The sequence below is a fragment of the Euzebya pacifica genome, from assembly GCF_003344865.1.
GTDB classification, from domain to species: Bacteria; Actinomycetota; Nitriliruptoria; order Euzebyales; family Euzebyaceae; genus Euzebya; species Euzebya pacifica.
Window position 1 is genome coordinate 1004518 of the sequence record NZ_CP031165.1, and the last position, 16007, is coordinate 1020524.

The window sequence follows — 16007 nt, forward strand, 5'->3', positions numbered from 1 at the left end:
GCCGATCGTGACCGACGGCGACCCCCGCCCCGAGGCGACGAGCGATGCCCGCTCGGCCAGCGACCCGGCGGTGCCGACGCAGGCCGAGGTCGACGGACGCCGCCTGCTGAGCCTCGACGCAGCCGTGGCCGCCTCGAAGGGCCTGCTGGCCATGGGTGCGGCGGGGTCGATCGGCCGGTCGACGAGAGTGCCGGCTGGGTTCGTGCGCGTGGCCGGTGCCGCCTGGACGGTGTGGGCCGGGGCGTCGGCCGTCGGGGCCGTCGCCGAGGACTGGCAGTCACCCCTGCGGCGCGCGGTTGCCGTCAACGTGGGCAGCGGCGCGGCGTTGCTGGGCCTCGTGGTGGCGCGGGGTGGCCGCGGCGGCCGGTTCGCGCTCGGCCTGGCATCGGTGCAGGCGGGGGCGCTGGCACTGGTCCAGGTCCGGACGCTGGTGCGGGCGCAGGGTCCAATCGTCGCCTGAGCCAGGTCGGGGGCCTGCGGTTCGTCGCTCGATCCTGTCCCCGGGATCAGCAACGGCCAGCACACCCACTACGGAGCGTGCTGGCCGTCGAAGCCGTTTCGGGCGCACAACAGGAATCCCCCGTTCGCGCCACGGCGGCGGGTACTACTTCGCGAGCAGCGCGGTCACCAGACCGAACACTCGGCCGAGGGCCGGGCGTCGGATCTCGTACTTGACCGGACGGGTGGGCCTGCCACCAGCAACGCGTTCGTCAATCATCACGGACACGGGTCTGCCTTCTTTCTTGGGTATCGCGAAGTTTTTTTCTAAAGGCGGGTGACCGTCGTGCCGAAGAACCGACACGACAGGCAAGTAACTAGGCCCAGGAGGCTCCGGCCCAAGAGGCACCGGCCCAGCTTGCACCGGCCCAAGAAGCTCCAGCCCAGGATGCGCCATCGGTCTTGCGGGTCATTGCAGTTCCTTCCAGAGAACAGACAAACGAAAACACGAATAACAGGACGAGCACACTCGGCACGTTGCAGCGTGTCGGGTGCGCCTGCCTGTAGGTTAAGTTCTCCGCGCGGCCACGTAAACCTCTTGCACGGAGAAAACTCCGCGGAGTAATGACGACATGCAGCGCTTCCCCTCGCCCGCTGACCGCCTCACGGCGGTCCTTGGGCTGATTGCGACTGCTGCGTGGGCCATCGTGACGCCCACATACGAGGCTGTGTACACCGGCATCCTCCCGGTGGTCCTCCTCTTTGCGGCTTTTATGGTGGCGGAGTGGTTCCCACTGGGGCTCGAGTTCCGCGGGCAGTCCTTCCACAGCACGCTGTCGGGACTGGTGATCGTGCTCGGTGTCATCGTCGTCGGCCCCGTCCCGACACTGGCTGCTCGAGTGGTGGCTGGACATGTGGCGCTTCGGTACCGATGGGCAAACAGCTGGGAGAAGCTGCGCTTCAACGCGGCAGCGCATGCGGCGGAGGTATGGGTCCAAGCGACGGTATTCGCAGTCGTTGCGGGCGATGCCGCCCTGCTCGAGGCGCGAACGGTGGTGGCGATCCTCGTCGCGATTGCCGTCTCCGAGGCGTTCTCGACTGCCATGGTCCTCCTCGTCATTCGTCTGACGGTCGGACGAATTCGCCTGGACCAGCTGAAGCCGACGCTCGTTGCGATCCTGGCCACGCTTGCGATCTCCAGTGCCGCTGCCACGGTGGCGTCGAGGCTCGTGGAGGCGGAGACAGTGACCGCCGTGGCGTTCGCCGGAGTCCTCGGCCTGCTGATCGTGACCAACCGCTCGCGCCACGCCCTGTCGCAGAAGCACCGGTCGGTCGCCTCCCTCTATACCTTCATGGAGGGGATCCAGGGGCAGACCAGCGTCCAGCACCTGCTGGCCAACGTCCTGGAGGAAGCGGCTGAGGTCACCGGCGCCAAGCAGACCGGCATCGTGCTGATCACCGGCGACGTGGCGGTGCGGCTGGACTCCCTCGGCGCGGGGCTGCTGTCGTCCGAAGAGCTCCCGATGAGCGAGGCCAAGCGCCTGGTCGCCGGGGCGGTGGACGGCCTGACCGTCGACGCCGGGGGCCGCAACCCCTACCTCCACATCGTCGGGCCACTCACCGAGCAGCTCCTCCTGGCCAGCTTCGCCCACGAGTCCGTCGAGGGTGCCCTGGTCCTCCAGGGACGGCGCGGCACGATGCCGAAGTTCGACACCGACGACGTGGCGCTGGCCTGTGCGCTGGCCCGCCATGCAGGGGTCGCGGTGGCCACGTCCCGCCTGGTCGACCAGCTTCGCTCCCGGTCCGTCGAGCTGGAACGGTCCGCGCTGCGGGACCCGGCGACGCAGCTGCTGAACTTCGAGGGCCTCGTCGATGCGATCCCGCAGCTGGATGCCGGCACCGTCATGGTCGCCGAGCTGCTGGACCTGGAGATGATCGACGCCGCGTTCGGCCACACCGTCTCCGTCGAGGTCGCCCAGTCCACCGCCGACCGCCTGCGGCGGTTCGGCGAGGAGCACGGCTTCACCGTTGGCCGCATCGGTCCCGACCGCTTCGCCGCGGTCATGCCGGGCATGGAGCACCGGCTCGACGCACGCGACGCGATCAACAGCCTTCGCCAGTCACTTCGTGGGCCCATCACCCGAACCCACCTGCAGCTCGAAGCGCGGTTCTCCTTCGCCGCCGCCTCGGCACCTCGCCACGGCACCGACGTCGGTGAGCTGCTCCGCCGGGCCACCAACGCCCTCGTCGAGCACGGTGCCGACGGGTCGGCCGAGATCGCCTGGTTCACCAGCGACCTCGACAGCGCCGCAACCGAGCGCCTGGAGCTGGCCAGCGACCTGCGACGCGCCATCGACAACGACGGCCTGTCGATCGCCTACCAGCCCAAGGTCAACCTGAAGACCGGGCAGATCGACGGCGTCGAGGCGCTCGCCCGCTGGGCCCACCCAACCCGTGGCTACGTCTCACCCGCACAGTTCATCGACGTCGCCGAGCGCACCGGCCTGATCCGTCCGCTGACCCTCTGGGTCGTCGACAGCGCCATCCGGCAGGCCGCCGAGTGGGAGAAGACCGGCTGCGACATCTCCGTGGCCGTCAACCTGTCCACCGTGGTGATGCAGGAGGAGTCGCTGGCCCGCCACATCATCGACCGGTGCCGCGAGCACGAGGTCCCCGGCCACCGGCTGACGCTGGAGATCACCGAGTCCCAGATGATGGGCGACCTCGAGCGCAGCAGCGGCATCCTGGCGCTGTTCGACGCCGCGGGCATGCGGGTGTCCATCGACGACTTCGGGACCGGCTACTCCTCGCTGGCCCAGCTGAAGGGGCTGCCCGTCGACGAGGTCAAGATCGACCGTGGTTTCGTGACCCACCTGGCCAGGGACGCCGACGACCGGGCCATCACCGAGGCGATCCTGAAGATGGCCAAGAGCCTGCGACTGCACGTGGTGGCCGAGGGGATCGAGGACCAGACGTCGCTGGACCTGCTGACCGCCATGGGCTGCGACAGCGGACAGGGATTCCACCTGCACCGCCCCATGAGCGCCGAGGCTGTCGGCGTCCTGCTCCGGCGCCAGGACCCGAGCATCCCCACCGTCCTCCCGCTGCGGCACGCCCGGTAGCCAATCAGCCCCGGGTGTCGGTGCCCCGTTCCGGACGTCCCCCTCGGTGGCAGTTACTGTGGCGGTGGAATGGACGTCGCGTCGATGGGTGCCGGAGCGGTGGTTGCCGGCCGCCGGCTCGTCGCCCCGCTCGGGCGCGGTGGCGAGGGCGAGGTCTGGGAGGCCGAACGGCCCGACGGCACGCCGTGCGCGCTCAAGGTGATCCGCCCCGAGGTGCTGGCGGGATCCGACGACGTCCGTCGCCGCGGCCGCTGGCTGGTCCGCATCGACCATCCTGCGCTGGTCCGTGTGACGCGGGGTGGCCGGTTCACCGCAGGGGACCTGGCCGGCTGGGGCTTCGTCGAGATGGACCTCGTGACGGGTGACTCGCTGGCGACGGTCGGTCCCGTGCCCGACGCGCTGGAGGCGCTGGCCGACGTTGCCGAGGCGCTGGACCTGCTGCACGCGGGTGCGTGGTCCGACGGCGTCCCGCTGGTCCACCGTGACGTCAAGCCCGGCAACCTGATCGCGACCCGCGACGGCCTGGTGCTGGTCGATCCCTCGACGATGCGGGGGCTCGACACCACCGACCTCACCCGGGTCGGGACGCCGGCGTACCTGGCTCCTGAGGTCGTCACCGGACGGTTCGGACCGTTGGCCGACGTCCACTCGCTGGCGGCCACCGGCATCGCCCTCCTCACGGGGCTGCGCGCCCACGCGCTGACCGAGCTGTTGGCGGAGCTGCGCGAGGATCCTGCTGGGCACGACCTTCCCGGCGGGTTGCTGGCCGGTGTGGCGACCGACCCGGCGCGGCGGCCGGGAACCTGCGCCGCGGTGGTCGATCCGCGCGCCCGCATCACGGTCGCTCCGCCGTCGGACCCCGTGGTGCACGAGGATCCGCGTCAACCCACCCTCCTCCTCCCGGTCCACGACATCCACCGCCATCCCGAGGACCCAGTCGACGACGCGGACGCCCGGCTGGGCTGGCCGCTGGCGGCGCTGGCGGTCGTCCTGCTCACCCCCTCCGTGGCCTGGGCGCTGGGCGGCGACGGTGCGGCGTCGGTGATGGTCGGCGTGTTCGCCCTGGCCACGGTGCTGCACCTGATCGTGCACGTCGTCACGGGTCGGGCCGCGCTGGCCCTGTTCGCCCCGCCGTGGGCCTGGGGAGACCTGCTCGCCGGGCTGGACGATGCCGGTGACGATCGCGGCCGCTGGTTGGCCGACACCGTCGCAGGGCTGCTGCTGCTCGGCAGCGGCGCCGTCGGGCTGGCCGTCGTCGAGGCACTGCCGCGCTGGACCCCCCTCGCAGTGGTGCTCGTGGTCCTGCTGCTGATCGTGGTCGTGGCTGCACACGCCCGGACCGCGGGGCGGTTCGGGTGGGCGCTCGCCTGGACCCTGTGGCTGCCGGTCAGGCTCGTCGGGGCGGTCCCTCGCGTCGTGGTCAGCGGGGGTCGACGCTGATCCATCGGGTCAGGCGTGCCATCATGCGGCGACATGAGCGCCCAGATCATCGACGGCAAGGCCGTCGCCGCAGCCCAACGCGACCGCATCGCCGCCGAGGTGGCGGACCTGACCGCTGCGGGGGTGCAGCCGGGACTCGCCGCCGTCCTCGTGGGTGACGACCCGGCCAGCCACGTCTACGTCGGCATGAAGGAGAAGGACTGCGCCGCGGTGGGCATGCGCTCGCTGGGTGCTCGCCTGCCGTCCGACGTCACCCAGGAAACGCTCCACGCCGAGATCGACCGGCTCAACGAGGACCCCCAGGTGCACGGGATCATCGTGCAGATGCCCCTGCCCGACCACCTCGACGAGGTCGCCGCGCAGGACCGCATCGCGCCCGAGAAGGACGTCGACGGCCTTCACCCGCACAGCCAGGGACAGCTGATGCGCGGGGTGCCCACCTACGTGCCGGCAACCCCGCTGGGCTGCCAGGTCCTGCTCGAGCACTACGACATCCCGCTGTCGGGTGCCAACGTCGTGATCGTGGGCCGGTCCACCCTCGTCGGTCGTCCGCTCGCCATGCTGCTCAGCCGCAAGGGCGTCGACGCGACCGTCACCTGCTGCCACTCCCGCACCAAGGACCTGGCCGCCCACACCCGCGGGGCCGACATCGTCATCATGGCCGTCGGCGTCGCGCGCATGCTGACCGCGGACATGGTTCGCGAGGGGGCCGTCGTCATCGATGTCGGGATCACCCGCGGCGAGGACGGCAAGCTCGTGGGTGACGTCGACTTCGACGGGGTCGCCGAGGTCGCCGGCTGGATCACACCCGTGCCCGGCGGCGTCGGCCCGATGACCCGCGCCATGCTGCTGGAGAACACCCTGCGTGCCGCGCGGACACAGTCGGGTCAGCCGTCGTCCTGAGCCCTGCGCAGGGCGTAGGGTCGGCGACGGCCGATGCCGTGGAGTGAGACGGGCGCCAACCTGCGCAGGTCGAAGTCGCCGGACAGCGGCTCCTTCAGCTGGTCGGAGACCAGCACGCTGTGGCGGCGGGCGAGGTCGGTCAACCGGGCAGCTTCGTTGACCGGTGGGCCGAAGTAGTCGCCGCCGCGCAGCAGCGCTGGCCCATGGGCGATGCCCGCGCTGGTCGGGATCGACTCCTCGTCGTCGTCTGCCCGGTCCGACACCAGCCCGAAGAGGGCGGTGGCGAGCTCCACCGGGTCGAGCGCCACGAACATGCCGGCGTCCCCCATGAACTTGACCAGCGACACCGCGGGATGGGCCTCCACGACAGCTTGGCAGTCGGACTCGAACCGGGTCAGGACCTCGTCCAGGCCGCTGGGGTCGACGCGGGCCGACAACGAGGTGTAGCCGACCACGTCGACGAATCCGACAGCGACGTCCACGGTCTCGCCCTCCGAGCGCAAGGACTCCACGACGATGTCGGACGTCATCAGCTCGAGGATCACGCGGCGGTAGCTCGCCCCGACCAGCTCCGAGGACAGGTCCAGCAGGGGCTTTGCGACCTCCGACAGGGCCACGCCGGCATCCACGGGGTCGGGGTGGTCCCGCCTGGCCGCGTCGATGAAGACCGTCCGTGCGGTGTCGAGCGTGCGCAGGGCCAACGCCCGCAGGATCGGGATGTCGGCGCGGATCTGCTCCAGCACCTCCTCCTCGGGCAGGACCTGCAGCAGTCGGGCGATCAGGGCGAGGTGGTGGATGCCGGACTCGGAGTACCTGGCGTCGTCCCCGACGCCGGCGACCCGGTCGATCGTCTCGGCGACGTGCAGGGACAGGCCGGCACGTCCGGCGGCCTCCTCGCGCGTGAAGTCCCGCCCGCCACCGATCAGGTGGTCGACGAGCGCCATCGTCACCCGGTCGGCGTCCACCGCATCCGTCGCAGCCTGCACCGACATGCCGAGGCGGAACAGCCTGCGGATCTGGCGGGCACGGTCCGGATCGGCATGGGAGGTCACTGCCGTCCAAGTCTGCCCTGCGACCGGCCACGAGCGGTACAGTCCCGACGCACCGACGGATCCAGGGGTTCGATCATGGCCAGAGAGCGCAAGAACGCACCGGCACGGCCGACCGGCCGGGTTCGCAGCGGTGGCCCCGAGCGGGTGGATGGCGTCCGGCGACGCGCCATCGTGGCGACGGCCGAGATCGACCTGGACGAGGAGGACCTGCGGGCCCTGGCCGACGAGGGGATCGATCCCGACGAGGTCCAGGTCCTCGCCCGTACCCCGCGCGAGGACATCGACGTGTCGATGTTCGACCGGCCCTCTGCCCACGACGACCTCGAGGGCCTGCTGGCCGAGGACGGCGGCGACTGACCCGCCCGGTCGCCGCGTTGGCTCGACAGGGACACCCTGTTGGCGCTAGACCTGCCGGTACGCCGTTTCCACTGCGCCGAGCCGACAGAAGGGCACTGAGCGATGAGCGAGTCCAGCCTCGAGAACCTGTACCACGAAGGCCGTGCCTTCCCGCCACCGGACGCGTTCGCCGCGCAGGCCAACGTCTCGGACGACGGGGTGTACGAGCAGGCGGCCAAGGATCCGGAGGCGTGGTGGGCCCAGCAGGCCGAGCACCTTCGGTGGACGACGCCGTGGGAGCAGGTGCTCGAATGGAACCCCCCGCACGCGAAGTGGTTCGTCGGTGGACAGCTCAACATCGCCGACAACTGCCTGGATCGGCACCTGGAGGCCGGTCGGGGCGACCGGGTGGCGTACTACTGGGAGGGTGAGCCGGCCGACGAGCGGCGCACGATCACCTACGCGGAGCTGCACGAGGAGGTGTGCCGGTTCGCCAACGTGCTGAAGGCGCGAGGGGTGGGCAAGGGCGATCGGGTGGCGATCTACCTGCCCATGATCCCCGAGCTGCCGGTGGCGATGCTCGCGTGCGCCCGGATCGGGGCGATCCACTCGGTGGTGTTCGCCGGGTTCTCCTCCCAGGCGCTCGCCGATCGCATCGATGATGCCGATGCCCGGCTGGTCATCACCGCCGACGGCGCCAACCGGCGTGGCAACACCATCGGGTTGAAGGAGGCGGTGGACGCCGGCATCGAGCGGGCCGAGTCCGACCGGGTGTCGACCGTGATCGTGGTCAACCGCACGGGTACCGACGTCGACATGGTCGATGGTCGTGACGTGTGGTGGCACGACGTGATGGACGGCGCGTCGGCGGACTGCCCGGCCGAACCGATGGATGCCGAGGACGTCCTGTACATCCTCTACACCTCCGGTACGACGGGGAAGCCGAAGGGGATCGTGCACACCACCGGTGGCTACCTGACCCAGACCACTGCCACGCATCGGCTGACGTTCGACCTCAAGCCCGAGACCGATGTGTACTGGTGTGCCGCCGACATCGGGTGGGTGACCGGCCACAGCTACATCGTCTACGCGCCGCTGGCCAACGGGGCCACGTCGGTGATGTACGAGGGCACCCCCGACTTCCCCGACAAGGACCGGTTCTGGGACATCGTGGACCGCTACGACGTCTCGATCCTCTACACCGCGCCGACCGCCATCCGGGCGTTCATGAAGTGGGGCACGGAGTATCCCGAGCGGCACGACCTGACGTCGCTGCGGGTGCTCGGCACCGTCGGTGAGCCGATCAACCCCGAGGCGTGGATGTGGTACCACCGTCACATCGGTGGCGAGTCCGCCCCGATCGTGGACACGTGGTGGCAGACCGAGACAGGCGGCCACATGATCACCCCGCTGCCCGGCATCACCCACGCCCGGCCCGGATCGGCCATGACCGCCTTCCCCGGCATCGACGCCCGCGTCGTGGACATCGAGGGCAAGGAGGTCGGCAACGGCGAGGGTGGCTACCTGGTCATCGCCAAGCCGTGGCCGTCGATGCTGCGGACCATCTGGGGCGACGACCAGCGGTACCGGGACACCTACTGGTCACGGTTCGGGCCCGATACCTACTTCGCCGGCGACGGCGCCAAGCTCGACGAGGACGGCAACATCTGGCTGCTCGGCCGCGTCGACGACGTCATGAACATCTCGGGGCACCGGCTGTCCACCACCGAGGTCGAGTCGGCGCTGGTCGACCATCCTTCCGTGGCCGAGGCCGCGGTGGTGGGTCGCGCCGACGACCTCACTGGTCAGGCCATCAGCGCCTTCGTGACGCTCCGCGGCACCCACGAGCCATCGGAAGACCTCGAGGCCGAGCTGAAGGCGCACGTCGCGGAGGTCATCGGGAAGATCGCCCGTCCCGCCGAGATCTACTTCACCCCGGACCTGCCGAAGACCCGCTCCGGCAAGATCATGCGCCGACTGCTCAAGCAGATCTCGGAGGGCTCCGACCTCGGCGACGCCACCACGCTCGCCAATCCCGACATCGTCAACGCCCTGCAGCAGGCCGCCAGGGGCCGGTGACGCCTGTCCCGCGTCGAGCGGGGTCCGCGACGACGTGAAGGGTGCGGTGGCCGTGGTGCCGCCGCACCCACTCCACGACGGCCTCGGGTCCCATCGGCCGGGCGATCCCGAATCCCTGGCCGCGGGTGCATCCCATGTCGCGGAGCGTCTGCTGGACCTCATCGGTCTCGATGCCCTCCGCGACGATGTCGAAGCCCATCTCGGTGCAGAGCCGGATGATCCCGGCGACCAGGGGCAACGATCCGGTCCCGTCCAGCATCGGCAGGACGAAGGACTTGTCGATCTTGACCTCGTCGACCGGCAGCTGGGCCAGGTAGGCCAGCGAGGAGTATCCGGTGCCGAAGTCGTCGATCGCGGTTCGGACGCCCAGTCGCTGGAGGCGGGCCAGGACCTCCAGGGTGCGCTGGGGGTCACCGATGACGCTGGACTCGGTCAGCTCGAGGGTCAGCCGGTCGGCGCGGACGCCGTGGGCGTCCAGCGTGGTGGCGACCAGGCGAGGCAGGCCCGTGTCCAGCAGCGAGGTCGCGCTGACGTTCACCGAGACGGGCAGGTCCTCACCGGCGTCGAGCCACCGGCGGTGCCACGACAGCGCCGAGTCGAGCACACGATGGGTGAGGTCGGTGATCAGGCCGGACTGCTCGGCGACACGGACGAACTCCTCGGGACTGACCGGCCCGAGGTCCGGATGGGTCCAGCGGGACAGGGCTTCCATGGTGACCACGCGGTCGGTCTGCAGGTCGACGAGCGGCTGGAACACCAGGTTGATGTCGCCGTTGCCGAGCGCTGATCGGAAACCGGAGCTGATGGCGAGCTGGCGCATCGCCCGGCCTCCGGCCGCCGCACCGAAGACGGCCACGCCGCCGCCCCGCGCCTTCGCCTCGTACATGGCGAGGTCGGCATGGGTCATCAGCTCGTCGGCATCCCGGCCGAGGTGGGGATACGTGGCGATGCCGACGCTGCAGCCGACCTGCAGGGTGTAGGACCCCAGCTGCACAGGCGCCCCGATCGCGTCACGGATGCGCCCTGCCACATCGCGGGCGCTGACCTCGCCACCGTCGATGATCACCGCGAACTCGTCGCCGCCCAGGCGGCAGACCAGCCGGGCCTCGTCCACGAACGGGGTCAGGCGCTGGCCGATCACGCCCAGGACCTTGTCTCCTGCGGCGTGGCCGAGGGCGTCGTTGATCTCCTTGAAGTTGTCGAGGTCGATCAGCAGCACGGCGAACGTGGTGTCCTCGACCAGGGCCGCCTCGATGGCGATGATCAGGGCCGCGCGGTTGGCCAGCCCGGTCAGCGGGTCATGGGTGGCCTCGAACGTCGCCTGCTCGGCCTGTGCTCGCAGCGCTGCACCGCGATGGGCGTTGGCCAGCGCCACGGCGGCGTGGTTGGCCAGCATGCCGACGGTCTGACGGTCGGCTTCACCCGTTGGGGACCTGCGGCTGTAGCCGACGACGAGCCAGCTGTCGGTCGCCGCGTCGACGGGCGCGGCGATCGTGCCGCCGGGGGCGTGACGTGCGCCCGGACCCGCTGCGCGGATGGCCGCGAGCCGCGCTTCCTCCAGCATCGTCCAGCTGTCGGCATCGGCGCCGTACCACGTCCGCCTGCCCGTGTCGGGGTCGGCCAGGCTGATCGCCGCGGCGGGGGCGTCCAGGATGCGACGGGTCGCGGTCGCCATCAGCATCGCGGTCTCCTCGGGCGTGGACTCCCCGGTGATGCCCTGGGTGATGGCGATCAGGCTGGACTGCAGGTCCTGCGCCTCGACGAGCTGGACGTGCGAGCGATAGGCCAGCATCAGGACCCCGAGCACCACCGCGGGGGCCCACAGCAGCGTCGGCTCGGTCCGGTACAGCACCACCCCGACGGTGGTTGCCGCCGCGGTGGCCAGCGAGGGGCCGAGGCCGTCACGCAGTCCGCGCAGGGCCAGGCCCCGGACGAGCCGTCCCTGTGTGGCCGAGATGGCCCCGACCTTGGCGACCGCACCGGTCACGGCCACGGACACGGCGATCGCGACGATGGCCAACGACGCCCGGGGTCCTCCGGTGATCGAGGACGCGCCGAGCAGATCCAGGACGTTCAGGACGATCAGCGTCTCGATCCACAGGTAGCCCACGTTGTAGGCGGTCTTGTAGGGCTCCTGGCGCCTGAGCACCTGCAGGCCGACGATGCCGCCCACGAGGCGTGCCCCCACGAGCAGGAGCGGCGACACCGCGAAGGCCCCGAGCACGAGCGGAACCTCCGACAGCGTCAGCCGGTGGGAGACGTGGCCGACGCGCGCAGACAACGACCACCGCTCCGTGACGGCGACCAGTGCGGTCAGCAGCAGCACCCGGAGGACGTCGCCGCCCGTGATCGGCGACCTCGGCAGGACCAGCGTGCCCACCGTGCTGATCACGGCGACCGCGGCGGTCAGCATCCACACGCGACGAACCGCCCCGGGGGGCGGTCCGTTCGATGTGGTGGCCTGCGGCATGTCGGCGGTGTGATCCATGAAGAAGGTGACCCCCGTCCCCCTGTGGATCGGCGCACCCCCGAGTGACCTGAGCACACCCTCGGTGAGGACGGCTACTCATTCAGTCCCATTGGGTGCCGTCCCAGCCCCAGCCGTCCCAGCCCCAGCCGTCCCAGCCCCAGCCGTCCCAGCCCCAGCCGTCCCAGCCCCAGCCGTCCCAGCCCCAACCGTCCCAGCCCCAGCCGTCCCAGCCCCAGCCGTCCCAGGTCGTCCCGGTCCACTCCGCGGTGTCCCAACCCCAGCCGTCCCAGCCCCAACCGGTCCACTCGGTGTTGTTCCAGGTGCCGCCGTCCCACGACGTCAGCGCCGTGGCCTCGGCGGCCCACACGACGCTGTCGAAGGGCTGGCCGAAGATGTCCTGCTCGCCGGTCAGCGGACTGTCGCCGAGGAGGTGGTAGGAGCCACGGGCACCCTCCAGGGTGCCGGTCCCCGAGCTCAGGAGGTGCACCTGGGCACCGATGACGTCGGAGGTACGGGCCTGGGTCAGGTTCAGCATGCCGGGGGCCTCACCCGTCCCGTCCTGCCGCAGGACCTTGCTGCCGTCGACGATGCGTGCCTTGACGTCGTCGGGCGTCAACGACGGGTCGTCCTCGAGCATCAACGCCACGCCGGCGCCGACGACAGCAGCGGCCTGCGACGTGCCGTTGCCGCGGAACAGGTCCCCGGGCCGCTGGGCCCCCGGGAACGTGGTGTCCAGGTAGCCGCCGGGCACACGGGCGGAGACCATGCCGACGCCGGGGGCAAGCACGTCCGGTCCGCGAGCGGGGGTGCCGGCCGGGGAGAAGGTGGCCACGGTGTCGTCGGACACCCGTCGCGTGCCCTGCGTGTCCACGGCGCCGACGGCGATCACCCACGGGTTGGTGGCCGGGTTCACCAGGGAGTCCCGGACCTGCCCGTCGTTGCCCGCCGCGGTGACGACGGTGATGCCGTTGTGCCATGCGGTCTCGACGGCGTGGGACAGGGGATCCACCAACGGGTCCTGCGTGGAGTCGGTGCCGTAGGCCAGGACGAGGACACGGATGTTGTGCTCCTCGCGGTGCTGCACGACCCAGTCGATGCCGGCGATGACCTGTGAGACGTCGACCGCACCGTTGTACGCACCGACCTTGACCGACAGCAGCGTGGCATCCGGGGCCAGTCCGGGGGCGTCCAGGCGGTCGGAGGTGATGATGCCGGCAAGGTGTGTGCCGTGGCCGTACACGTCGTAGTGCTGGGCCTGCTCCGCCTGGGAGTCCAGCGAGATGTCGGGGCCGTGGACGACATCGGTCAGGCCGACGACTGGGGCAACACCCGTGTCGATCAGGGCGATGCCGATCCCCCGTCCGGTGAGGCCTCGCTCGTGCAGGCGGGTTGCCCGGACGGCCTCGGCGACATGGTCCAGCGTCGCGGTTGTGCCCTCCGCCTCCCACGAGACCGCCTCGTCAGCGCTCGGCGGGCTGGGCAGCTCGCTGGAGCGGGCGGGCAGGTCGTCGGCGTGGGCGGGGAGCGGGATGTTCCCCACCACGCTGGTGAGGAGCACGACGAGGAGCAGGCGGACGAGGCGGGGGCGGGATGCGGCGGTCATCACTGGAGGTCTCGGGGGTTCCTCGAGGGTCCTTGAGGACGTAGGAGGCCGGCCGCGCGAAGACCATCCGTTCGGACCACGAACACGTAGTCACTAAGAGTTATTTGCCTCTACGCAAAGTGAGTCTCGAGCCTCGGTGGGGGACCGCCCCCGCACCCAGTCGAGGATTCCGGCGCCGTCGAGTGGTCGGGAGATGAAGTACCCCTGACCGGAGGCGCAGCCCATGTCCTGCAGGGCATCGAGGACGTCCTGGGTCTCGATGCCCTCGGCGACCACGCTGAAGCCGAGTCGATCGCACAGGCCGATGATGCCTGCCACGAGCCCCCGCGCCCGAGGGTCCCCGTCCATCGGCAGCACGAACGACTTGTCGATCTTGACGCAGTCGATGGGCAGGTTGCGCAGGTACGACAGCGACGAGTACCCCGTCCCGAAGTCGTCGACCGACAGCCGGACGCCGAGGCCGGAGAGACGATCCAGCGCAGCGAGGGTCCGGGTCGGGTCGGTGATCACGCTGTTCTCGGTCAGCTCCAGCGTCAGCCGGTTCGCCGGCAGGCCGTGGGTGGCCAGATGGCGCTGGACCAGCCGGGGAAGTGCGGCGTCGAGCAACGATCGTGGGCTGAGGTTCACGGCGACCTGGAGGTCCAGTCCCGCGGCCGCCCACAGGCGTTGCCACTGCAGGGTCGTGTCGAGCACGAAGTGGGTGAGCTCCGTGATCAGGCCCGTCTGCTCGGCCACCGCGATGAACTCGTCGGGGCTCACCGCGCCCAGCTCCGGGTGGGTCCACCGGGTGAGGGCCTCCACGCCGGTCACGGCGGACGTCGCCACGTCGATGATCGGCTGGAACACGACCGTCAGCTGCTGTTCCTGCAGCGCGTGGCGGAAGGCGCTGCTGATCTCCAGCTGGCGCATCGCCCGTCCGCTGGAGTCCGTGCCGAAGACGGCGACGCCTCCGCCGAGCGCCTTGGCCTCGTACATCGCGAGGTCGGCGTTCTTGAGCAGCTCGCCGACGTCGGTGCCGTGGTCGGGGTACAGGGCCAGGCCGACGCTGCTGCCGACCAGGAGGTCGTAGGAGCTGATGTGCACCTCGCGCCCGATCTCGCCGTTGAGCTGCTGCCCGAGCGCCACGCAGGCCGCTTGGTCGCCCGTGGCCACGACCGCGAACTCGTCACCCCCGAGTCGGGACAGCAGGCGGGCGCCCTCGGTGACCGGACCGAGCCGCTTGGCCAGCTCGGTGAGCACCTCGTCGCCGGCTGCGTGGCCGAGCGCGTCGTTGATCTGCTTGAAGTCGTTGAGGTCCACCAGGAGGACACCGAAGGGCTGATCCGCCTCGATCGCCGTCTGGATGGCCGATCGCAGGGCCAACCTGTTGGGCAGGCCCGTGAGGGAGTCGTGCCGTGCCTGGTGGTGGGCCTCCGCCGCCTGTCGACGAAGCTTCGTCCCGCGTTCGGCGTTGGCGAGCACGACCGCGGCGTGGTTGCCGACCATGTGGACGGCGCTGCGGTCGTGGGGCCGGATGGACGCCCGGTCCATGCCCACCGCAAGCCAGCCCGTCGGAAGGGCGGCGAACACGGTCTCGCGGGCCGAGCCGACACAGCAGCCGGCCTCGTCGTGTCGGCCGTCCAGCGCGAGGTCGTGGTCGAGCTTGCTCGCCTCCGCCGACCCGACGCCGATCCAGCTCGGGTCGTGGCCGTCGTCGAGACCGTCCAGCCGGATCGCGACGAGCTCGGCGGACAGCAGCGACCGAGTCGCCTCGACGAGATGGGTCGCCGTGGCGGTGACGTCCTCCTCGCCGGTGACACTGCGCGTGAAGGTCAGCAGGCCGCCCTGGATGGCGTTGGCCTGCACCAGTCCGAGCCCCGAGCGGTGGGCCGCCACGATCGCCGTGGTGACCGCGAGCGGCCCCCACAGCAGCAGCGGCGAGACGCCCCACAACGCCAGTCCCATGACCGCTGCACCACTCGCCACCAAGGACGCGAAGAGCCCCTCCCGCACGGTGGAGACCACCAACGTGCCGGGCGGGGGTCGGCCGGCGGTGATGCGCATCACCGCCGCCATCGCCAGTCCGCCACCGGTCGCGACGGCGACGGCCACGCTGGTGCCGAGGATCGTGAGGCGCAACCCGTCGTGGAGCCCGTCCGGCGCGACCGCGGCCGCCAGGCCGATCGCGACAAGGGTCTCGGCGGTGAGGTGGACGATGTTGAACGCGGTCTTGTGGCCGGCCTGTCGACGGAAGACCTTCAACCCGACGAACGCGCCGGTGATGCGGGCGAGCAGCAGGACCCCCGGTGAGACGAGCATCAGTCCGACCACGAGCGGAACCTCTCCCAGGGTCAGGTTGTGGGTCTGCTCACCGATGCGGACGGTCGTGCTGGCCCAGCGTTCGCTGGCGGCGACGGTGGCTGCCAGGCACAGTCCGAGCAGCATCTCGGTCACGCCCACGGGGGGAAGCGGCATCTGGCTGATCGGCAGGGCGAGCAGCACCGCGGCCAGGGCCGAGGCGATCCAGACGCGCTGTTCCGGCCGATCGACGATCGGGGTCAGCACGTGTGGGGTCGCGGTCATGC

11 protein-coding genes are annotated in these 16007 nt (G+C 70.7%); 6 read left to right on the top strand and 5 right to left on the bottom strand.

All coding sequences use genetic code 11. The annotated features are described in order from the left end of the window. Nucleotides 1-7: 7 nt before the first annotated feature. Complete coding sequence (locus DVS28_RS04120) at nucleotides 8-460, top strand: hypothetical protein (RefSeq protein WP_114590332.1); 453 nt, start codon at nucleotides 8-10, stop codon at nucleotides 458-460. A gap of 144 nt (nucleotides 461-604) precedes the next feature. On the opposite strand, the gene DVS28_RS29875 is transcribed toward DVS28_RS04120, so the two are convergent. Next, a complete protein-coding gene (locus tag DVS28_RS29875) occupies nucleotides 605-727 on the bottom strand; it encodes a hypothetical protein (protein ID WP_281273516.1) in 123 nt (40 codons plus the stop codon). Nucleotides 728-1214: 487 nt separating this feature from the next. Here DVS28_RS29875 and DVS28_RS04130 point away from each other — a divergent pair, with 487 nt between their 5' ends. The 3 genes from DVS28_RS04130 (at nucleotide 1215) to DVS28_RS04140 (ending at nucleotide 5903) form a co-directional block, all read left to right on the top strand. Beyond that, entirely contained in the window at nucleotides 1215-3560 is a 2346-nt protein-coding gene (locus DVS28_RS04130; RefSeq protein WP_216826380.1) for a putative bifunctional diguanylate cyclase/phosphodiesterase, read from the top strand. Nucleotides 3561-3629: 69 nt separating this feature from the next. Beyond that, nucleotides 3630-5000 carry a protein kinase domain-containing protein gene (locus tag DVS28_RS04135; protein WP_114590334.1) on the top strand — a complete coding sequence of 457 codons (1371 nt, stop codon included), beginning with the start codon at nucleotides 3630-3632 and terminating at the stop codon, nucleotides 4998-5000. Nucleotides 5001-5033: 33 nt separating this feature from the next. Next, entirely contained in the window at nucleotides 5034-5903 is an 870-nt protein-coding gene (locus DVS28_RS04140; RefSeq protein ID WP_114590335.1) for a bifunctional 5,10-methylenetetrahydrofolate dehydrogenase/5,10-methenyltetrahydrofolate cyclohydrolase, read from the top strand. On the opposite strand, the gene DVS28_RS04145 is transcribed toward DVS28_RS04140, so the two are convergent. Continuing rightward, complete coding sequence (locus DVS28_RS04145; RefSeq protein WP_114590336.1) at nucleotides 5888-6955, bottom strand: adenylate/guanylate cyclase domain-containing protein; 1068 nt, start codon at nucleotides 6953-6955, stop codon at nucleotides 5888-5890. The genes DVS28_RS04140 and DVS28_RS04145 overlap by 16 nt on opposite strands. Nucleotides 6956-7030: 75 nt before the next feature. Between DVS28_RS04145 and DVS28_RS04150 the strand changes: the two genes are divergently transcribed. Both DVS28_RS04150 and acs read left to right on the top strand, forming a co-directional pair. Then, nucleotides 7031-7312, top strand: a complete 282-nt coding sequence (locus DVS28_RS04150; RefSeq protein ID WP_164709912.1) for a hypothetical protein — start codon at nucleotides 7031-7033, stop codon at nucleotides 7310-7312. A gap of 102 nt (nucleotides 7313-7414) precedes the next feature. Then, entirely contained in the window at nucleotides 7415-9370 is a 1956-nt protein-coding gene (acs, locus tag DVS28_RS04155; RefSeq protein ID WP_114590338.1) for an acetate--CoA ligase, read from the top strand. Here the strand turns inward: acs and DVS28_RS04160 are convergent. From DVS28_RS04160 to DVS28_RS04170, 3 genes are all read right to left on the bottom strand, one after another. Beyond that, nucleotides 9336-11858 (bottom strand): putative bifunctional diguanylate cyclase/phosphodiesterase, encoded by a 2523-nt coding sequence (locus DVS28_RS04160; RefSeq protein WP_114590339.1) that lies wholly within the window; start codon nucleotides 11856-11858, stop codon nucleotides 9336-9338. The two genes, acs and DVS28_RS04160, sit on opposite strands and share 35 nt — an antisense overlap. A gap of 82 nt (nucleotides 11859-11940) precedes the next feature. Beyond that, a complete protein-coding gene (locus DVS28_RS29025; RefSeq protein WP_114590340.1) occupies nucleotides 11941-13443 on the bottom strand; it encodes a S8 family serine peptidase in 1503 nt (500 codons plus the stop codon). Nucleotides 13444-13536: 93 nt separating this feature from the next. Continuing rightward, entirely contained in the window at nucleotides 13537-16005 is a 2469-nt protein-coding gene (locus tag DVS28_RS04170) for a putative bifunctional diguanylate cyclase/phosphodiesterase (protein ID WP_114590341.1), read from the bottom strand. Nucleotides 16006-16007 lie beyond the last annotated feature (2 nt).